Below are 18,372 nucleotides of genomic sequence, written 5' to 3' on the forward strand. Positions count from 1 at the left end.
TACAATTCTGCATTACCCAATAGCAATGTCATAAGTTTAGCAATCTCTAATGGTGAAGTTTGGGGTTTATGGAGTGAAGGTGAGAACCTAGGAAGTGGTTTATTTATGTTTGATGGAACAGACTTTACAGAATTTAACGATACAAATTCTAGTTTGCCCAGCAACTTACATGGCAACTTACAAATTACCTCTAATGGAGATAAATGGTTATTATCGGGTGATTTGCTAAAACCAGAAATCATTCAGTTTAATGATGTTGAAACTATTTATCACGATATTAAAAACTCACCTCTACAATCAAACCGTATTGAAGATATTGATGTTGATAACAGTGGGAAATTATGGATCCCTGGATTGAATATTAGTTCAATCCAAAGTCAACTTCTTACATATAAAAATCATAATTGGGAAAGTTATAACATAAATTCTAGTAATGGATGGGTAGCCATTCAAAATGACTCCAATATTTGGGTAGGAATATCTGATGGTGTAGTAAAACTCGAAAATGGTAACACCACAATTTACAACTCTACAAATTCTGGACTACCTTCAGATTTTGTAAGTGATGGAACTGTAGATTCATTAGGAAATATGTGGTTTACAACATGGGAAGGTGTGGTAAAATACGATGGCAGTAACTGGACAGTATATGATTCAACCAACTCAACAATTCCTCATTTTTACTCTTTAGACATTGCTGTAGATGCTTCAAATAATATTTGGATAGGTACAAATAACGATGGTATCTTTAAATATGACGGTACAGATTGGACTGTATATAATGATAGTAATACAGGATTTGTAACAAGCTATATTGATGCTATAGAAACCGATATTCAAGGAAACTTATGGGCAGGAACAAGATTTAATGGATTATTAAAATTTGATGGCTCTAGCTGGACAAATTACAATTCAAGCAATTCAAGTTTGCCATCTGATTATATTTCCGCATTAGGTATGGACAAGCAGAACCGTCTTTGGGTTGGGACATGGGCTGGAGTTGCCTACCCGAGCGGTTCTTCATGGGAAGTTTTCACAACTGAAAACTCACAAATACCTCATAACTTTGTACTGGATTTTGAATTTGATGACCTAGGTAATGTTTGGATGTCCACTTCTCAGGCTGGTTTAGGTGTATACAACCCAAACGGTGTTGACCTAAGCACATACAAAGAAAGTTTTCCAAAAAACAAATTTGATTTTAACATTTATCCAGTACCATTCAATAATGAATTTAATGTTGATATTGAAAAACCACTCGTGGGTGCTAAATTGATTTTATACGATATAAGTGGAAGAAAATTGAATGCATTCAATTTAAATGAAACTCAAAATAAAATTCAACCAAACTTCTTAAATGATGGTGTATATTTTTACAGTATTATTAAAAACAGTTCGGTCGTTGGAAAAGGGAAACTAGTAAAAGGGAAATAGAATTGAAAAGGTTTCTCCTCTTAATCGCTTGTAGCTTAATCTTAATACAGAACGGATGAATTGCGATTCATCCGTTTTCTTAATTCACTCCTTCCACTTTTTTATCACCGACCAATAATATTCGTCAAAAGGCTCCTTCATCATTCTACCTGGTGTGATATAAAAATAAAAAGATGGACGTCGATAATATGTGCTTAATCCGATCTCTTCACGTTTTTCTTTGATTTTGTTAAGTGGAGTGCTAACTTTTGTTTTAGAATATGGACTTACAAAGTAAATAGAACAGTCCTCTTCGGTATAATAAGCTCTATCTTTTGCTCTGGCAAAAGTCCACGGATCTAAAACCCCACCTTTAACTAATTCTAAAAGTTGATTTTCAATTGAAGCAAAATTCTCGTAGTTCATGTGTTTTAGAATTCTAGACAAATAAAAATCACCCATTCTTAGCGTTTTTATTTGAGGTAAAAAATCGACCAGCTGAATAAAATTTAGGGAATCCACTTCTAACATCTTTTCAAACCGATTAACATAAACAGAGTCCGTTTCATTTCCCCACCAAATCGAATCCATTCCTCTATCTTTCATTCTAACTAATCGATCTAAATCACTTAATTTTTCGAGCTGATTTGAAAGCTCTAATTCAGCTAAGTATTCAGCTGAAGTTGTATCTACATATGAATCTAGTTTGTTGAGTTGTTTTTCAGTCAGCTCAATGTCAAACCTTTCAATTTCATTTGAAATAGGAACGTGTGTACCCCCAATCTCTTCTAAATGATTTTTAAGCAATTTATAAATCTTTTTCTGTTCATTCTGTTGGGAAAGAATCATACTATAAACCATTAAGTCTTTGTATTTTATCTTTTCAACTAGCTAAAACGCTTCTTCAAAAGTCCATTTAGCTTCCAAGTACTTCCCTTGATCATATAAATATTCGGCTTTATTGGTGAGGTTCAAATAAGGGATATTGTTGTCTGCAGAACAAGGATTTATTTTAAATAAAAAGATTAAAAGTAGGAGTATGTATTTCATAAGTTTCTAAATTGATTTCTTTAGCAATAAATATACAAATTCTATTATAATTCTTCTTTTCCACTCTTAATCGCTTGCGATTAAGCTATTGCCCAGTACGGACGAATTGCAATTCGTCCGTACTAAACGCAAGAAAAATTTCATTTATGAAATTTAGGGAAAAAGCAATTTCCCAAAAATCATCAGTATTTCCAGTCTCTCACATTATTCAAAATATAATTCTTCACATTCATTAATTCTCTTTCATCACGAATAATTCGATCATGGAATCTTCCATGCCAAACTTGATTTTTCTTTTCTAATTTCAATTCATTGCTACTTCTAGTTACAGAACTCTTATAGCTTCGAATAATAGCAGGCAAGGTTTGTTTCGGTGATACAAACTTTCCTGGTATATTGTTTTTATTCAAAGAATAGCAAATCTCCACAATAGCATGAAAATGATTGGGCATGACCACGTATTCATGGAGCTTTATATTTTTCCTGATTTCACCTGTTTTTTTCCACTCTTTATCTAAAGTCACTCCAAGCTTACTTGGGTACATTACTTTATCTTTGATTTCACCAAAGATATGCTTATGATCTATCGCATTTATTGTAATAAAATACCATCCAATTGATGCGTAATCATAGCCTTTTAACCGAATACTTTTCCTTGTTAGATTGTTTTGTTTTTTCATATCACTTGATTTAGGTCTAATTAAAATAATGAAAAACATGAATTTTAAAAAGGGATTAGTGAAATTATTATGAAAAGCGGCTTTCTCCCTCTTAATCGCTTGCGGTTAAGCCTGAGCATGGTACGTACGAATTGCAATTCGTACGTACCATTCATAATTAATATTCCACCCAACCCTCCTCGATTTCCTACGCTTTAATTATCTTTGTATCAAACAAGAAAATAAGCATGGAAATTCCAACAAAATACGAACCGAAAAAAGCAGAAGACAAGTGGTATAAGCACTGGATGGAGAAGAATTACTTCCACAGTGAGCCAGATGAAAGAGAACCTTATACGATTGTAATTCCACCGCCAAATGTGACTGGAGTTTTACACATGGGACACATGTTGAATAATACCATTCAAGATGTCTTGATTCGTCGTGCGCGTATGCAAGGAAAAAATGCTTGTTGGGTTCCTGGTACAGATCATGCCTCAATTGCTACAGAAGCGAAAGTGGTAAATAAATTGCGTGGAGAAGGGATTAAAAAATCAGACCTTTCTCGTGATGAATTCATGGAACACGCTTGGGAATGGAAAGAAAAACATGGGGGAATTATTCTTGACCAATTGAAAAAATTGGGTGCTTCATGTGACTGGGAAAGAACTTCTTTCACAATGGATGAAAGTTATGCCGAATCTGTTGAAGATATTTTCATTGATCTATACAAAAAAGGAAAGATTTACCGTGGCGTAAGAATGGTGAATTGGGATCCTTCTGCGAAAACTGCCCTTTCAGATGAAGAGGTAATCCACAAAGAGGTAAATTCAAAATTATATAATGTTCGTTACCAAATCGAAGGAACGGATGAATGGTTAACAATTGCCACAACACGACCAGAAACAATTTTGGGTGATACTGCAATTTGTGTTAATCCAAACGATGTGCGTTATGTGAACTTGGTGGGTAAAAAAGCCATTGTGCCTATCGCTAACCGTGCTATTCCAATTATTCAAGATGAATATGTAGATATGGAATTTGGAACGGGATGTTTGAAAATTACGCCTGCGCATGATGTAAATGACCATGAAATGGGAGAGCGTCATGACTTGGAAGTAATTGATATTCTAAATGCAGATGGAACTTTGAATGAAAAAGGAATGCATTACGAAGGAATGGATCGTTTCGAAGCGCGTAAAGCCATTGCAAAAGAATTGGAAGAAAAAGAGTTCATGGTTAAAATTGAAGACCATGTGAACAAACTAGGTTTTTCTGAAAGAACTGATGCGGTAATCGAACCTCGTCTTTCTTTACAATGGTTTGTGGATATGAAAAACATTTCTGAACCAGCCTTGGAGAATGTAATGAATGGAAACATCAACTTTTTCCCTGACAATATGAAAAACACCTACCGTCACTGGATGGAAAACATCAAAGATTGGTGTATTTCTAGGCAATTGTGGTGGGGACATAGAATTCCAGCGTGGTATTTCGGAGAAGGTGAAGATGATTTTGTTGTGGCAAAAACAATGGATGAAGCTTTAAAATTAGCCAATGAAAAATCGGGTAAAACAATTACGGAGTCTGAGCTTAAACAAGATGAAGATGTATTAGATACATGGTTCTCTAGTTGGTTATGGCCAATCTCTGTTTTTGATGGGTTAACAAATCCAGATAACGAAGAAATTAAATATTACTATCCAACAAACGATATCGTAACTGCGCCAGAAATTATGTTCTTCTGGGTAGCGAGAATGATTATCGCTGGATATGAGTGGATGGGAGAAAAACCATTCAAAAATGTTTACTATACAGGAATTGTTCGTGATAAATTAGGCCGTAAAATGTCTAAATCACTGGGGAATTCACCAGATCCAATTAAATTAATTGAAGATTACGGTGCTGATGGAGTGAGAATCGGTATGTTGGTTTCATCGCCAGCAGGGAATGATTTACCTTTCGACACAAGTCAATGTGAACAAGGAAGAAACTTTACCAATAAAATTTGGAATGCCTTCCGTTTGGTTAGCGCTTGGGAAGTAGCAGATATTGAACAACCCCAATCTTCAAAAATTGCAATTAATTGGTTCCAAAGTAAACTAAACGACACTTTGGTTCACATTAATGATCAATTCGAAAAGTTCAGAATATCAGATGCACTAATGGCGTCATACAAATTGGTTTGGGATGATTTCTGTTCTTGGTATTTGGAAATGATTAAACCAGGATATCAACAACCTATTGATGCAAAAACAAAAGCACAAACAGTTGAATTCTTTGAGCAATTAATGAAGATTATTCATCCATTTACGCCATTCATTTCTGAGGAAATCTGGCATTTGTTGGGTGACAGAAAAGAAGGAGATGATATTATTGTTGCTTCATGGCCAGAAGCAGGTGAGGTTAATCAAGAATTGATTGAGCAATTTAAAACAACTGCTGAAGTTATTTCAAACATTAGAAATATCCGTAAGCAAAATAACATTGCAAATAAGATTGAGATTGAGCTAGGGATTGTGAAAAGTAACAATCACGCAGAAGCAATGGATCCTGTTTTAATAAAAATGGGGAATATAAGTTCACTTTCTTATATCGATGAGAAAATGGAGAATGCTTTCTCTTTTATCGTCAAAAACACTTCCTTCTATATTCCTTTTGGTGAAACAGTTGATGTTGAAGCTGAAATAGAGAAAGTAAAGAAAGAGTTAGAATATACACAAGGGTTTATGAAATCTGTTCAAAAGAAATTAGGAAACGAAAGATTCGTGAATAACGCTCCTGAACAAGTTGTGGCCGTCGAAAAGAAAAAACTAGCCGATGCGCAAGAAAAGATTAAAATCTTGGAAGAAAAACTGAATGGCTTAGGGTAAGGTATTCACTCCTTCTCCATTAAAATATAAATCCTGAAAGAATGATATGACTAAAGCCAAGGGTGAAAATCCTTGGTTTTAGAATAAAAAAGGAAATAAAAAACCCTGAAAGGGTGACATAAAAAGAACTATCTTATTCAAATAATTCGTAATAGAAATAAAACTTTTTTAACATGACATTACAAGATATACAAAAAGACATTCAAGAAGGAATTCCTTCAACACTTCCACCTGTAAAACCGTATGATTCATCTGTTAATCATGCACCAAAAAGGAAGCAAATTCTTACGAAAGAAGAAGAGAGGCTGGCGTTGAAAAACGCATTACGTTATTTCCCTTCCGAACAACATGCAGAATTGTTACCCGAATTTAAAGAAGAATTGAAGACTTACGGTCGTATTTATATGTACCGTTTACGTCCAGACTATAAATTGCACGCCAGAGATATTGCGGAATATCCTGGACAATGTGACCAAGCGAAAGCGATCATGTTGATGATCCATAACAACTTGGATTATGCAGTAGCGCAACATCCACATGAGTTAATCACTTACGGAGGAAATGGTGCAGTTTTTCAAAATTGGGCGCAATACCGTTTAACAATGAAGTATTTATCTGAAATGACAGATGAACAAACTTTGGTCATGTATTCAGGGCACCCGATGGGACTTTTTCCTTCGCATAAAGATGCACCAAGAGTTGTGGTAACCAATGGAATGATGATTCCGAATTATTCAAAACCTGATGATTGGGAAAAATACAATGCACTTGGGGTAACCCAATACGGCCAAATGACTGCAGGTTCTTTTATGTATATCGGACCACAAGGAATTGTACACGGTACAACAATTACTGTACTCAATGCAGGAAGAAAGATTTCTGTTAATGGTGAAGGTTTAGCAGGAAAAGTATTCCTAACAGCCGGACTTGGAGGAATGTCTGGAGCACAACCAAAAGCAGGAAATATCGCAGGATGTATCACTGTTTGTGCTGAAATCAATGAAAAAGCTACAGAAACACGTCATTCTCAAGGTTGGGTAGATGAGGTGATTTCGGATTTAGATGAATTGGTTACACGTGTAAATACAGCCAAAGCCAATAAAGAAGTTGTATCCATTGCCTACCAAGGAAATATCGTTGATGTGTGGGAGAAATTTGATGAAGAAAACGTAAAAGTGGACTTAGGATCAGACCAAACATCATTGCATAATCCTTGGGCTGGAGGTTATTATCCAGTTGGTTTTTCTTTGGAAGAATCCAATCAAATGATGGCTGAAAACCCTGAGCAATTTAAGAAAGAAGTTCAGAAAACGTTAGTACGTCACGCCAATGCAATCAATAACCATACAGCTAAAGGAACTTATTTCTTTGATTATGGAAATGCATTTTTATTGGAAGCTTCTCGTGCTGGAGCAGATATCATGGCAGAAAATGGAATTGATTTTAAATATCCTTCGTATGTTCAAGACATCATGGGGCCAATGTGTTTCGATTTTGGATTTGGACCTTTCCGTTGGGTGTGTGCATCAAACGATCCAGCAGATTTATTGAAAACTGACGAAATTGCTTGTCAAGTTTTAGAAGAATTGCAGAAAGAAAGTCCAGCAGAGATTCAACAGCAGATGGCCGACAACATCCAATGGATAAAGGGCGCACAAGAAAATAAATTAGTGGTTGGTTCACAAGCGAGAATCTTGTATGCTGACGCTATTGGTCGAATGAAAATCGCTGAAGCCTTCAATAAAGCAATTGAAAAAGGCGAAATTGGACCTGTAGTATTAGGAAGAGACCACCACGATGTTTCAGGAACAGATTCACCGTTTAGAGAAACCTCAAACATTTATGACGGTTCACAATTCACTGCCGACATGGCCATCCAAAATGTTATCGGAGATTCTTTCCGAGGAGCAACTTGGGTTTCTATCCACAATGGTGGTGGAGTAGGTTGGGGAGAAGTCATCAACGGTGGTTTTGGAATGTTACTCGATGGAACAGCAGATGCTGATAGAAGATTAAAATCAATGTTGCACTGGGATGTGAACAATGGAATCGCAAGACGAAATTGGGCAAGAAACGAAGGTGCGATGTTTGCCATCAAACGCGCCATGGAAATGGAACCAAAATTAAAAGTTACAATACCGAATTTGGTTGATGAAAATCTTTTTAATTAGGAATTTGAAATTACGAATTACGTAATTGGCTTAAGCTTTTAATCAAAAGCATTAGGCATTTTAAAAATAAATCTTAAATATTGAAGGGTTAATCGAAAGGTTGACCCTTTTTTGTTGCCTTCAACAAAATCTTCCAACTTTCTCTCGGCCGAAAAAAATGAAATTATGTAGATATGGTTTGTAACCCCTCCTTTTCCATTTGTTTTAAATTATTGAGTTTAATCCGCCTAAATATGCGCTGCTTGCATCCGTGTCATCTGTGTTCCATCATTCCTATTTCACCCTAATCAAATCGAGGTATTCAAATACTTATTTTTCCTTATATTTAACCAATTCAAAATGCAAAAAACTATGTATAAAAAGTTATTAGTCATTCCTTTACTTGGAAGTATCCTCATTGGATGTAACCAGGCAGAACAAGGAAATCAAGAATCAAAAGAAATGAAAACAGCATTGGAATATCCCAAAACAGATGAACGCAATGATGCAGATACGCTTTTTGGAAAAGTGATTCCAGATCCATATCGTTGGTTGGAAGATGATATGAGTGATGAAACAGCAGAATGGGTAAAAGCTCAAAACGAAGTAACCTTCGATTATTTAGATAAAATTCCTTACCGTGATGAACTAAAATCTAGATTGTCGGAATTATGGAATTATGAACGTATTTCTGCGCCGAGTAAAAAGGGAGATTACGTTTACTATTCTAAAAACGATGGTCTTCAAAATCAATCGGTTATTTATAGAAAAGATCAAGATGGTAATGAGGAGGTTTTCCTTGATCCTAATACTTTTTCTGAAGATGGAACAACATCATTGGGTCAACTTTCTTTTACAGAAGACGGAACTTTGGCAGCGTATGCAATCTCTGAGGGAGGAAGCGACTGGAGAAAAGTGATTGTGATGGATGCTGTAAACAAAGAAATTATTGAAGATACTTTAATAGATATTAAATTCTCAGGACTTTCTTGGAAAAACAACGAAGGTTTCTTCTACAGTAGTTATGACAAGCCTGAAGGAAGTGAGTTGTCAGCAAAGACAGACCAACATAAATTGTATTACCATAAATTAGGAACAGCTCAAGCAGATGATCCTGTAATTTATGGAGCTACAGAGGAGCAAAAAAGAAGATATGTTGGAGGTTCAGTTTCTAAAGATGGAAAATATTTGTTTATCTCTGGTTCTGTTTCTACTTCTGGAAATGAATTGAGTGTTCTTGATTTGACAAAAGAAAATGCTGAAATCAAACCATTAATTACAGGATATGACCAAGACGCAGGTGTTGTTACTACGAAGGGTGAAACTTTCTACATCAGCACAAATTTAGATGCACCAAATAAACGCTTGGTAAAAACAACTTTTAACAATCCAACAGCAGAAAATTGGGAAGATGTTATTCCAGAAACTGAAAATGTATTGTCTATTTCTAAAGGAGCTGGTTACTTCTTTGCACAATATATGGTAGATGCAACTACCGAAGTAAAGCAATATGATTTTGATGGAAAATTAATTCGTTCGATTGAACTTCCAGGAATAGGTTCTGCAGGAGGATTCGGTGGTAAAGAAGATGATGAAGTTCTTTACTATTCTTTCATGAATTATGTTACTCCAAATAGTGTTTTTGAATTTAATCCAGAAAATGGAGAATCCAAAAAATACTGGGAACCTTCAATTGATTTTAATTCAGATGATTTTGTTTCCAAACAAGTGTTTTATGAATCTAAAGATGGAACAAAAGTTCCGATGATTATCACCCATAAAAAAGGAGTTGAAATGAATGGAAACAATCCAACAATTTTATATGGTTATGGTGGATTTAATGTAAGTCTAACACCATCTTTCTCAACAGCAAATGCTGTATGGATGGAAAATGGTGGAATTTATGCTGTTCCTAACCTTCGTGGTGGAGGAGAATACGGAAAAGAATGGCACAATGCTGGAACAAAAATGCAAAAGCAAAACGTGTTTGATGATTTTATAAGTGCAGCTCATTATTTAATTGAAAATAATTACACTTCATCAGATTACTTAGCAATTCGCGGTGGATCAAATGGAGGATTGTTGGTAGGTGCGTGCATGACACAAGAGCCAGATTTATTCAAAGTTGCATTACCAGCAGTTGGAGTATTAGACATGATTCGTTACCATACATTTACTGCCGGAGCAGGTTGGGCTTATGATTATGGAACAGCTGAAGATTCTCTAGAAATGTTGAATTATTTACTTGGATATTCTCCAGTTCACAACGTGAAAGAGGGAGTTACTTATCCAGCTACAATGATTACAACAGGAGATCATGATGATAGAGTAGTGCCTGCGCATTCATTTAAATTTGCTGCAGAACTACAAAAGAAAAATGCGGGTAATAATCCAATGTTGATTCGTATTGAGGTAAATGCAGGTCATGGTGCTGGAACACCAATCAGTAAAACCATTCAGCAATATGCCGATATTTATGGATTTACATTGTATAATATGGGGGTGACTGAATTAGGAAATACAAAGTAGAGAAATACGAATTCTAAGTTGGTTCTAAACCTCAAGCTTAATTTGAAATTAGCCAGTTGTGAAGTTTACTTAGCAACTGGCTTTTTTATTTAGGGGAAATAAACCTTATTGTACTAATTAATTAACAAAAAGGAAATTTTGAATTAACATATAACTGCAATATTTTTTTTATTTTTACTGTAAACCAATAAATTGACAGAAAGCTTATACCATAAAATGAAGATTCATTACACCGCTATTACTTTAATAACTTCTTTAATTCTATTAATATTATTGGTTTGGATTGAAAAGTTGTCTTTTGGTAGCGGGGTAAATGTTCTGGCATTCTTGGGGTTCTACTTATTGATAGGAATTGGCGGATATATTACTGTTTTTGTAAACAAGAATAGTTATGTCAATTTGTTGGTTATAGTTGTGTTTATTGCTGCCAATGGAATCGTAATTGAGCAAGTTGCTTTTGGAAATGAATCAGAATCTTGGAGCGATGAATCCTTTTCGTTTGAATCAGAAAAACCTCCAGTATTGAGTTCGTCTGGAAAAGATGATAAATCATCGCTTTATCATTCATCAACTCCAAGGAAAGACCAAGTTAATGCTGTTGATTCTGAACTAGACAGTTTGATCCGCGTATGGACCTGGGATGAACAAATAGAAGAGCCGACGAAAAGTCTAATATCTAATTTTTCCTTTGATAAAAAATACTTGTTTCAAGCATGGGGGAATAAAGAAGATAAAACCTCTATTTTATTCGAATTCGATGCTATAGCCTTTTGTTCGAATGAGCTAAAATACAAATACACTTTACATCATGATTCCTTAAGAATTTTCACCAAGCAAGACATTCTTGATGGTGTTGAAAGAGGGATTGTTAAGTTTTTAAATAAAGATAGCTTGATAATTCAGTGGAGCAACACTGAAAAAACAAGTGCTTTTTATTCCATTGCAAAATGATTAAAATTAGACGCTAGCTCTTTTTCAAAATCCTTACTAAATCTGTTTTGTAATTTCGGGAAACCGGATATTGTTGCTGGTCATTGAGAACAACATTTTGACCTTCTAATTTTTCAATGTGATCGAGATTGATAATATGTGATCGATGACAACGGAATAATTTATCGTGAATTTCTTCATAAACTTTTAATGGTTTTGAGGAGAGAATAACTTTGTCTGTTAATTGAAATTTACTGTACATTCCATCTGCAGTTATAGAAATAATTTCATGAATATTGATAAAATATGTTCCTTCATGTGATTTGATCACAATGACATTTTGATTCTCAATTGTCTTCAATTGCTGATAGGTGTTTTCTGTTTTCCTTTCGTTTAATATACGTTCCAAACATGCAGAAAGTTCAGTGTGTTCTATTGGTTTTAGTAAATAATCGAAAGCAGAAAGTCTTATCGCTTGTATGGTATATTGATCATATGCGGTGACAAAAATCAATTTGAAATTGAATTCTTCTTCATTTAAAAATGATTTGATTTTTAATCCAATATGTTCAGGCATTTGAATATCTAGAAATACAACATCAGGTTTTTCTTTTCGTATTAAATCAACGCCTTCCATTAAATTTTTGGCTTCTCCTACCAATTGGAAAGGAAGTCCGAGTGATTCTATTGAAAAAATCAATAATTCTCTTGGGTTAGGCTCGTCATCGACTACAATGTATTTAATCATATTCTTTAACTTTTATGGTGGTTTTCGTTCCTTCTTCATTGGAAGCTATTTCTAAATCTACACTAATTTCATTGAGGGAATTAATATATGAAATACGTTTTTTAATGGCTTTCATCGCAAATGAATCTGGCTTTTTATTCTCAGCGTTAATTTGATTTGCTTTTTCTATTCCAATACCATTATCGATGATTTCTAAGGAATAAGACAAGTCGTCAATTTTATGAAGAATGATGCTAATTTTCTTTTCGCCATGCTTATGTTTTAATCCGTGATGAATTGAATTTTCAGCAATTGGTTGTGTGATTAATGATGGAATTCTAAAGTCTTCTAAATCCATTTCTTCATTAATGTTCATCTCAATGATTAATTCATCTTCAAAACGGTTTCTCTCTAATTCTAAATAGTTATTGAGAATATCTAACTCTTGTTTTAGAGAAATCAATTCTGTTTGTGAATAGTTTAAAATTCCTCGCATTAATGAAGAAAATTTCTGAACCATTTTGAAGGCTGCACCTGTTTCTTTTTTTGCAATTTTCAATTGAATAGACGAAAGGGTATTGAAGACAAAATGTGGATTCATTTGTGAACGAATTGCCGTTAGTTCTGATTTAAACAATCTTGTTTTTAATCGTTCTTCCTGAATTCGTTTTAGATTTTCTTTTTTCATCAAATTCAACCTTCTTTTTTGAATGACGATCAATAAAAAGGTAATGGAAATAAAAATAATAAGAATGAACCAAAAAGATTTGTAAAATGGAGCGTTAACATAGGTGTTTACAGAATGTTTTAGTGTGTTATCATTGGTTTCTAAGATAAATTGTAATACAGAATTCCCTTCAGGAACAAAGGCCAAATTAAACTGAAAAGCATTTTGTTGATTTGGTTCTATCTTTGTCCATTCTCCTTCTTGATCTCCAATGGTATAGTATAAATCGTAATAGGTAAAGAAGGACAGGTCTTTATTTGATTTAAGATACAACTCTAATCCATTGTTTTTATGTGATAAATTAATGGTTTTAGTAATAATTTCCCCATTCTTTTTGCTAACAATCAATGATATGTCGTGTGGAGGAGTTTTGTATAAGAATTGAGCATAGTTTTGAATAATGTAAACATCACTCAATGTGGTGATGTATAGATTATTGTTGCTTGTTGAAATAGAGACAATGTTTTTCCCTTTTGTAATAGCCGAAATAAAATTGATCTTTCTCCCTTTATTAAATGCAGCATTGAATAATACAACTTCACTTTTGTTATAACAAAGCACTTCATTATCATTTATTTTAACAACCTTACGAATGTTGGCTATAGGTAATTTAGTTGTTTTTCCTGAATGGTATCCAACAGCTTCTCCATTGAAATCAAACATGAATAAATCACTGTTGAGTTCAAGTACTTCAGTGATGTTTCGTTTTTTTTCAACTGTACTTACAACCGAAAAATCATTGCGATTGACAATTTTTAAACCCGTTTTTGTACCTAAATAAAATAGTTCATCTTTTGGATTATAATATATTGAATTATGCCACTTTCCTTTGTCAATTTTAATCCCTTGTGTCAAATTTTGAAAATCTTCAGATGTAGCCACAAAAACATCACTATCTACATAAATATCTTTGGTGGAGTGAACCTTTTCTGTTTCAATTACAGTATATGTGTTTAAATCAATCACAAATAATTGATCACAATAAACATATAAAAGGTCGTCTTTGTGTGCTATAGATTGTACTTCTCCATTTTTAGCCAAATGGATTACTTTCTTGATGTCTTGTTCGATGTTCCACGAAATAAGTGAACCGAGATTAGTTCCCAAAAATAAATTCCCATTCGTCAAATAAGAAGCTACAATTTTTTCCTTTCTTTGAAGTATAGAGCTAATGTCATTTTTTAAAATGTTAATAGATGGAATTTGAAGAACTCCTTCATATTTTGTGCCCAACCAAATATTCTCAAATTGATCGGAAGACACTGCGTGGATCGGTGTTCCTCTAAAATAATGATTCCATTTTTTTTGATTAGGCATCCAAATAGATAAACCATCATTATGTCCAATGGAAATCAATCCATTTTCTTGAATTTTGATGTCGTATAGTTTTACATTTAAAAGCCGAATTGGCAAATCAAAGCGCATATTAATTTGACTAGAATTTTGATCAAATTCATATACAATGTTTTCAGAAACGAGGTAATTGTTTTCTTTAGATGTGAAGACCTTGCGAACTGACTTTTTAAATTGTGTTGGGGTTTTACATTGTTTTTGTAGGTTATATAAGTCAATTGTATTTTTGCTTTGTCGGATTAAGAAATTACCCTTTTTCGTTTTTATAAATCCATGATGATAATGGTCAATTCCAAAATCTATTTTCATAAAATCAGCTGTTTGACCAACAAAAAGTGATTTCGGAGTAGTAACAAAAATGGAATCTTTGATAACTATTAAGTCTTTGATGTTTTCTTCAAAATGTTGGATAAATAAAAGACTATCATTTTTTAGACGATAAATGCTATTATTGAAGCTTAAAGCATAGACTTTTTCTTTTTGTAAATATATTTTATGAAAAGTTTCTTCTGTTTCACTATGAAGTGGTGATAGCACTTTTCCTGTATATCTGAATAGCCCTTTTTCTGAGGCAATCAATATTTCATTCTTGGCTTTATATTCGACAATATCATATACAGTTCCGAAATTTTCATAGTCAATAGGAATAGTCATTGGTTCATTTTCCTGACTAAATAGAGGGAAACAAAGTAAAAATGTGATGAATGCTATTATGTAATGTTTAAACATATTCAAAATTAATATAAAAAAAATCGATGGTTTTGTCGTTTAGCAATTATATCTGTTGTTCAGCAATTGCTTACAGATAATTTGACCTCTTCTTGTTTAATTTGCTCTGAATTTAAATTAAAATCAAAGAAAAATGAACAAGTTAATCCTGTTTTTCGCATTACTGTGCCTTGGTAACTACACTGCTGCTCAATTAGGTGCGTTAAATAAAATGAAAAACAAAATCGAGAGTACTAAATCGAGTGTAAAGTCTGCATCAATGCCTGTTATTGGTGAAAAAGAATTGAATGAGCAAACTTATGCGGACCATGATCGATTGTTTGTGGCTGAAAATGGTCAAATGATTATTAAAGGAGTACACACTGCGGATTATACAGATGATATTGATTTCTCAGGCAATTATTATATCAACACTTTTGCCATTGAAGCTCCTGCCAATCAATTCAGTAAAGATACTACAAAAGCCTATTTAGGATTCGCCATTGAATATGATCAAGAAAAACACACGATGCAAATTCATTGGGATGAAGGAAACTCAAATTATGCAATGGTACCAGATCGATATAAAAGTTCCGCTGATAAAGGAAATGTAATGTTCCAAATGGGAATGACAGGTGGTCCTTCTTCTTGGTATAATGGTGAATGCTTGCTTTTAGAACCAGGTGTAATTCTAATTGGTGCAAATGTTTATCACAAAAATGATGAGATTGGGCATCAGTGGATGAACAATATTACACCAGAATCTTTCATCATCGCTGCCAAAGACACTACAAAGTTTAAAGAGTATCAAAAAAATGTAGAGTACACTTCTAAAGTTGTATTTGAAAAATTTGATGCTTTACGTGCCATGTGGAAAAACGATGAAATTAAAGATGCGAAGCCATTGCCTGCAGAAGGAATGAAAGACGCGGCTTTGAAATCTGACGCTTTGGCTTTGATTCAAAGAACTGCAAAAGGGTACAAATGGAAAGAAGAAGTAATCTATGCTTATGTGACTTCAACAGATTGGGAAATTAAAAAACATCCTTTTACAGGGGCAACATTAAAACGAGTAGCCAAAGCTATTGTGGTAATGAAAACACCTCAAGGAAATTATAAACGCGAAGGTTTTTACATCGCTCAAGATTATGTTGGAGGAGGAGACTTTGGAAAAACGTACATGTTGTATAACGACCAAAGAATCTACTATGTGAATCCAAATGATGCAATGAAATACAAAAACTAATCAAAATAAATTAATTTAAAAATGAAAAAAACAATTCTGATATTATCGGCTGTTGGGCTTTCTCTTTTAGGGAAGGAGTTAAATGCCCAACAAATACCAACTCAAGATTTAGTTGTAGAATATAAATTTGATACGGGTAATTTCATAGAAACGAGCGGGAGTTCCTATAATGCAGGAGGTATAACTCCATCCCATACTGCTTCCTTTGTTCCTGGAATTGAACAAGGGACTAGCGCTATTTCGCCTGACGGAGCATCACTTAGTAACGTAGGAAATATTACTTTTTCTGGAAATGTAAAAGAATATGTAGTTAGTTTTTGGTTTAAAGCAAATCAAGGAACTGGTGATTTTCAATTATTAGAATTAAAAGATCCAGGTAGTAGTAATGGTTTAACAATTGATGTATTAAACTTCAGTAATAACACTTCAGCTTTAACGGTTAGTCAAGCATCTATTGGAGTAAGCCCTACGGGTACTTATAATACGTTTGCAAGTTATTTAGATAATGAATGGCATCATTTAGTTGTAAAAATGGTGTATTGGACGAGTGGAGGAAAGTATTATTTACGTACTTATCTTGATGATGTTGAAGTTTTGGATAAGCAATATACAGTTAGTTTAAGCAATGTTTGGGTTTTTGGAGGTTTAGATATTTATCTACCTTCACAGAACATTGGAAATGGTACATCTCAAGGTTTAAAAATTGACAATTTCCGTTTTTATGAGTTCCCAATTACTCAAACGGATATAACTACATTATTTAACGAGAAAAACGCTTCTTCGAACTGTGCAAACATTGTAAACATCCCCGATGCTAATTTTAAAACTGCGTTATTAGAGCATGGTACAACAATTACAGGCAATGGAATTAGCACTATAGATACAGACGGAGATGGTGAAATTTGCGAAACAGAAGCGCAAGCCTATACAGGAAAGATATATGTACTAGGTCAAGGGGTAAACGACCTTACAGGAATTGAAGCTTTTACTGCTTTAACACATTTAGATTGTTCTCAAAATAATTTAACTAATTTAGATGTTTCAGCAAATACAGCTTTATTAACATTAAATTGTAGTTTTAACCAATTAACGAGTTTAAATGTTGCAAATGGCAACAATAATTATCTGTCAATGATGACTGCGTTTAATAATCCTAACTTAACTTGTATTCAACACGATACAGGGTATACACCTACTCCTTGGGTTCAAGGCCAAGGTTGGTTAAAAGATGCTACTGCAAGTTGGAGTACAAATTGTAATTCGAGCTGTGCAAACATTGTAAACATCCCCGATGCCAACTTTAAAGCCGCTTTATTAGCTCAGGGTACAACAATTACAGGTAATGGAATTAGCCCGATAGATACAGACGGAGATGGTGAAATTTGCGAAACAGAAGCGCAAGCCTACACAGGAAATATACAAATACCAAGTCAAGGGATAAGCGACCTTACAGGAATTGAAGCTTTTACTGCTTTAACAGTATTAAACTGTTCTTCAAATCAATTAACTAATTTAGATGTTTCAGCAAATACAGCTTTATTAACATTAAATTGTACTTTTAACCAATTAACCAGTTTAAATGTCGCCAATGGCAACAACAATAATATGTCAATGATGACTGCGTTTAATAATCCTAACTTAACTTGTATTCAACACGATACAGGGTATACACCTACCCCTTGGGTTCAAGGCGAAGGCTGGTTAAAAGACGCTACTGCATCTTGGAGTGAAAATTGTGGTACAGCTGGGATTGAAGATTTTGATTCTGCTTTGAATATTTCTATTTATCCTAATCCTACAAATGGTGACTTCACAATAAACTTGGGAGAAACGATTGAATCTTTAACCGTTTACATTACGGATATTACAGGGAAAGAAGTGTATTCCAATGGTTTTAAATCTACAGAAAAAGTAAATCTCAACTTGAACGATGCTCCTGGAGTTTATTTTGTAACAATTTTAGCGAATGGATCACAGTTGAAATATAAACTAATCAAAAAATAACTG

Annotated in this window: 12 protein-coding genes; 7 read left to right on the plus strand and 5 right to left on the minus strand. The window is 33.9% G+C overall.

Features of this window, described 5'->3' with window-relative positions:
• Positions 1–591: 591 nt before the first annotated feature.
• Positions 592–1,434, plus strand: a complete 843-nt coding sequence (locus tag DXU93_RS15235; RefSeq protein ID WP_240623466.1) for a T9SS type A sorting domain-containing protein — start codon at positions 592–594, stop codon at positions 1,432–1,434.
• Positions 1,435–1,518: 84 nt separating this feature from the next.
• Here the strand turns inward: DXU93_RS15235 and DXU93_RS13795 are convergent, their stop codons facing one another.
• The 3 genes from DXU93_RS13795 to DXU93_RS13800 all read right to left on the minus strand — a co-directional run bounded on the left by DXU93_RS13795 (position 1,519) and on the right by DXU93_RS13800 (position 3,143).
• Positions 1,519–2,274 carry a hypothetical protein gene (locus DXU93_RS13795; RefSeq protein WP_123776145.1) on the minus strand — a complete coding sequence of 252 codons (756 nt, stop codon included), beginning with the start codon at positions 2,272–2,274 and terminating at the stop codon, positions 1,519–1,521.
• Between the two features lie 30 nt (positions 2,275–2,304).
• Positions 2,305–2,463, minus strand: coding sequence for a hypothetical protein (locus DXU93_RS15085; RefSeq protein WP_165851428.1), 159 nt, complete (start codon positions 2,461–2,463; stop codon positions 2,305–2,307).
• A 182-nt stretch (positions 2,464–2,645) separates the two neighbouring features.
• On the minus strand, positions 2,646–3,143 hold the full coding sequence (locus tag DXU93_RS13800) for a transposase (protein WP_123776146.1): 498 nt from the start codon (positions 3,141–3,143) through the stop codon (positions 2,646–2,648).
• Between the two features lie 227 nt (positions 3,144–3,370).
• On the opposite strand from DXU93_RS13800, the gene DXU93_RS13805 reads away from it, so the two are divergent.
• The 4 genes from DXU93_RS13805 to DXU93_RS13820 all read left to right on the plus strand — a co-directional run bounded on the left by DXU93_RS13805 (position 3,371) and on the right by DXU93_RS13820 (position 11,625).
• A complete protein-coding gene (locus DXU93_RS13805; protein ID WP_116881893.1) occupies positions 3,371–5,995 on the plus strand; it encodes a valine--tRNA ligase in 2,625 nt (874 codons plus the stop codon).
• A 173-nt stretch (positions 5,996–6,168) separates the two neighbouring features.
• Complete coding sequence (locus tag DXU93_RS13810) at positions 6,169–8,166, plus strand: urocanate hydratase (RefSeq protein ID WP_116881894.1); 1,998 nt, start codon at positions 6,169–6,171, stop codon at positions 8,164–8,166.
• Positions 8,167–8,517: 351 nt separating this feature from the next.
• Complete coding sequence (locus DXU93_RS13815; RefSeq protein ID WP_116881935.1) at positions 8,518–10,674, plus strand: prolyl oligopeptidase family serine peptidase; 2,157 nt, start codon at positions 8,518–8,520, stop codon at positions 10,672–10,674.
• Between the two features lie 216 nt (positions 10,675–10,890).
• Positions 10,891–11,625 carry a hypothetical protein gene (locus tag DXU93_RS13820; protein ID WP_116881895.1) on the plus strand — a complete coding sequence of 245 codons (735 nt, stop codon included), beginning with the start codon at positions 10,891–10,893 and terminating at the stop codon, positions 11,623–11,625.
• Between the two features lie 13 nt (positions 11,626–11,638).
• On the opposite strand, the gene DXU93_RS13825 is transcribed toward DXU93_RS13820, so the two are convergent.
• Both DXU93_RS13825 and DXU93_RS13830 read right to left on the minus strand, forming a co-directional pair.
• Positions 11,639–12,352 (minus strand): LytR/AlgR family response regulator transcription factor, encoded by a 714-nt coding sequence (locus DXU93_RS13825; protein ID WP_116881896.1) that lies wholly within the window; start codon positions 12,350–12,352, stop codon positions 11,639–11,641.
• Entirely contained in the window at positions 12,345–15,140 is a 2,796-nt protein-coding gene (locus DXU93_RS13830) for a sensor histidine kinase (RefSeq protein WP_116881897.1), read from the minus strand. Before DXU93_RS13830 ends, DXU93_RS13825 begins: the two co-directional genes overlap by 8 nt.
• A 133-nt stretch (positions 15,141–15,273) precedes the next feature.
• Here DXU93_RS13830 and DXU93_RS13835 point away from each other — a divergent pair, with 133 nt between their 5' ends.
• Both DXU93_RS13835 and DXU93_RS13840 read left to right on the plus strand, forming a co-directional pair.
• Complete coding sequence (locus tag DXU93_RS13835) at positions 15,274–16,365, plus strand: hypothetical protein (RefSeq protein WP_116881898.1); 1,092 nt, start codon at positions 15,274–15,276, stop codon at positions 16,363–16,365.
• A gap of 21 nt (positions 16,366–16,386) precedes the next feature.
• Positions 16,387–18,369, plus strand: coding sequence for a T9SS type A sorting domain-containing protein (locus tag DXU93_RS13840; RefSeq protein WP_116881899.1), 1,983 nt, complete (start codon positions 16,387–16,389; stop codon positions 18,367–18,369).
• The last annotated feature ends 3 nt before the right edge of the window (positions 18,370–18,372 follow it).

The organism is Brumimicrobium aurantiacum (assembly GCF_003402975.1).
GTDB lineage: Bacteria > Bacteroidota > Bacteroidia > Flavobacteriales_D > Crocinitomicaceae > Brumimicrobium > Brumimicrobium aurantiacum.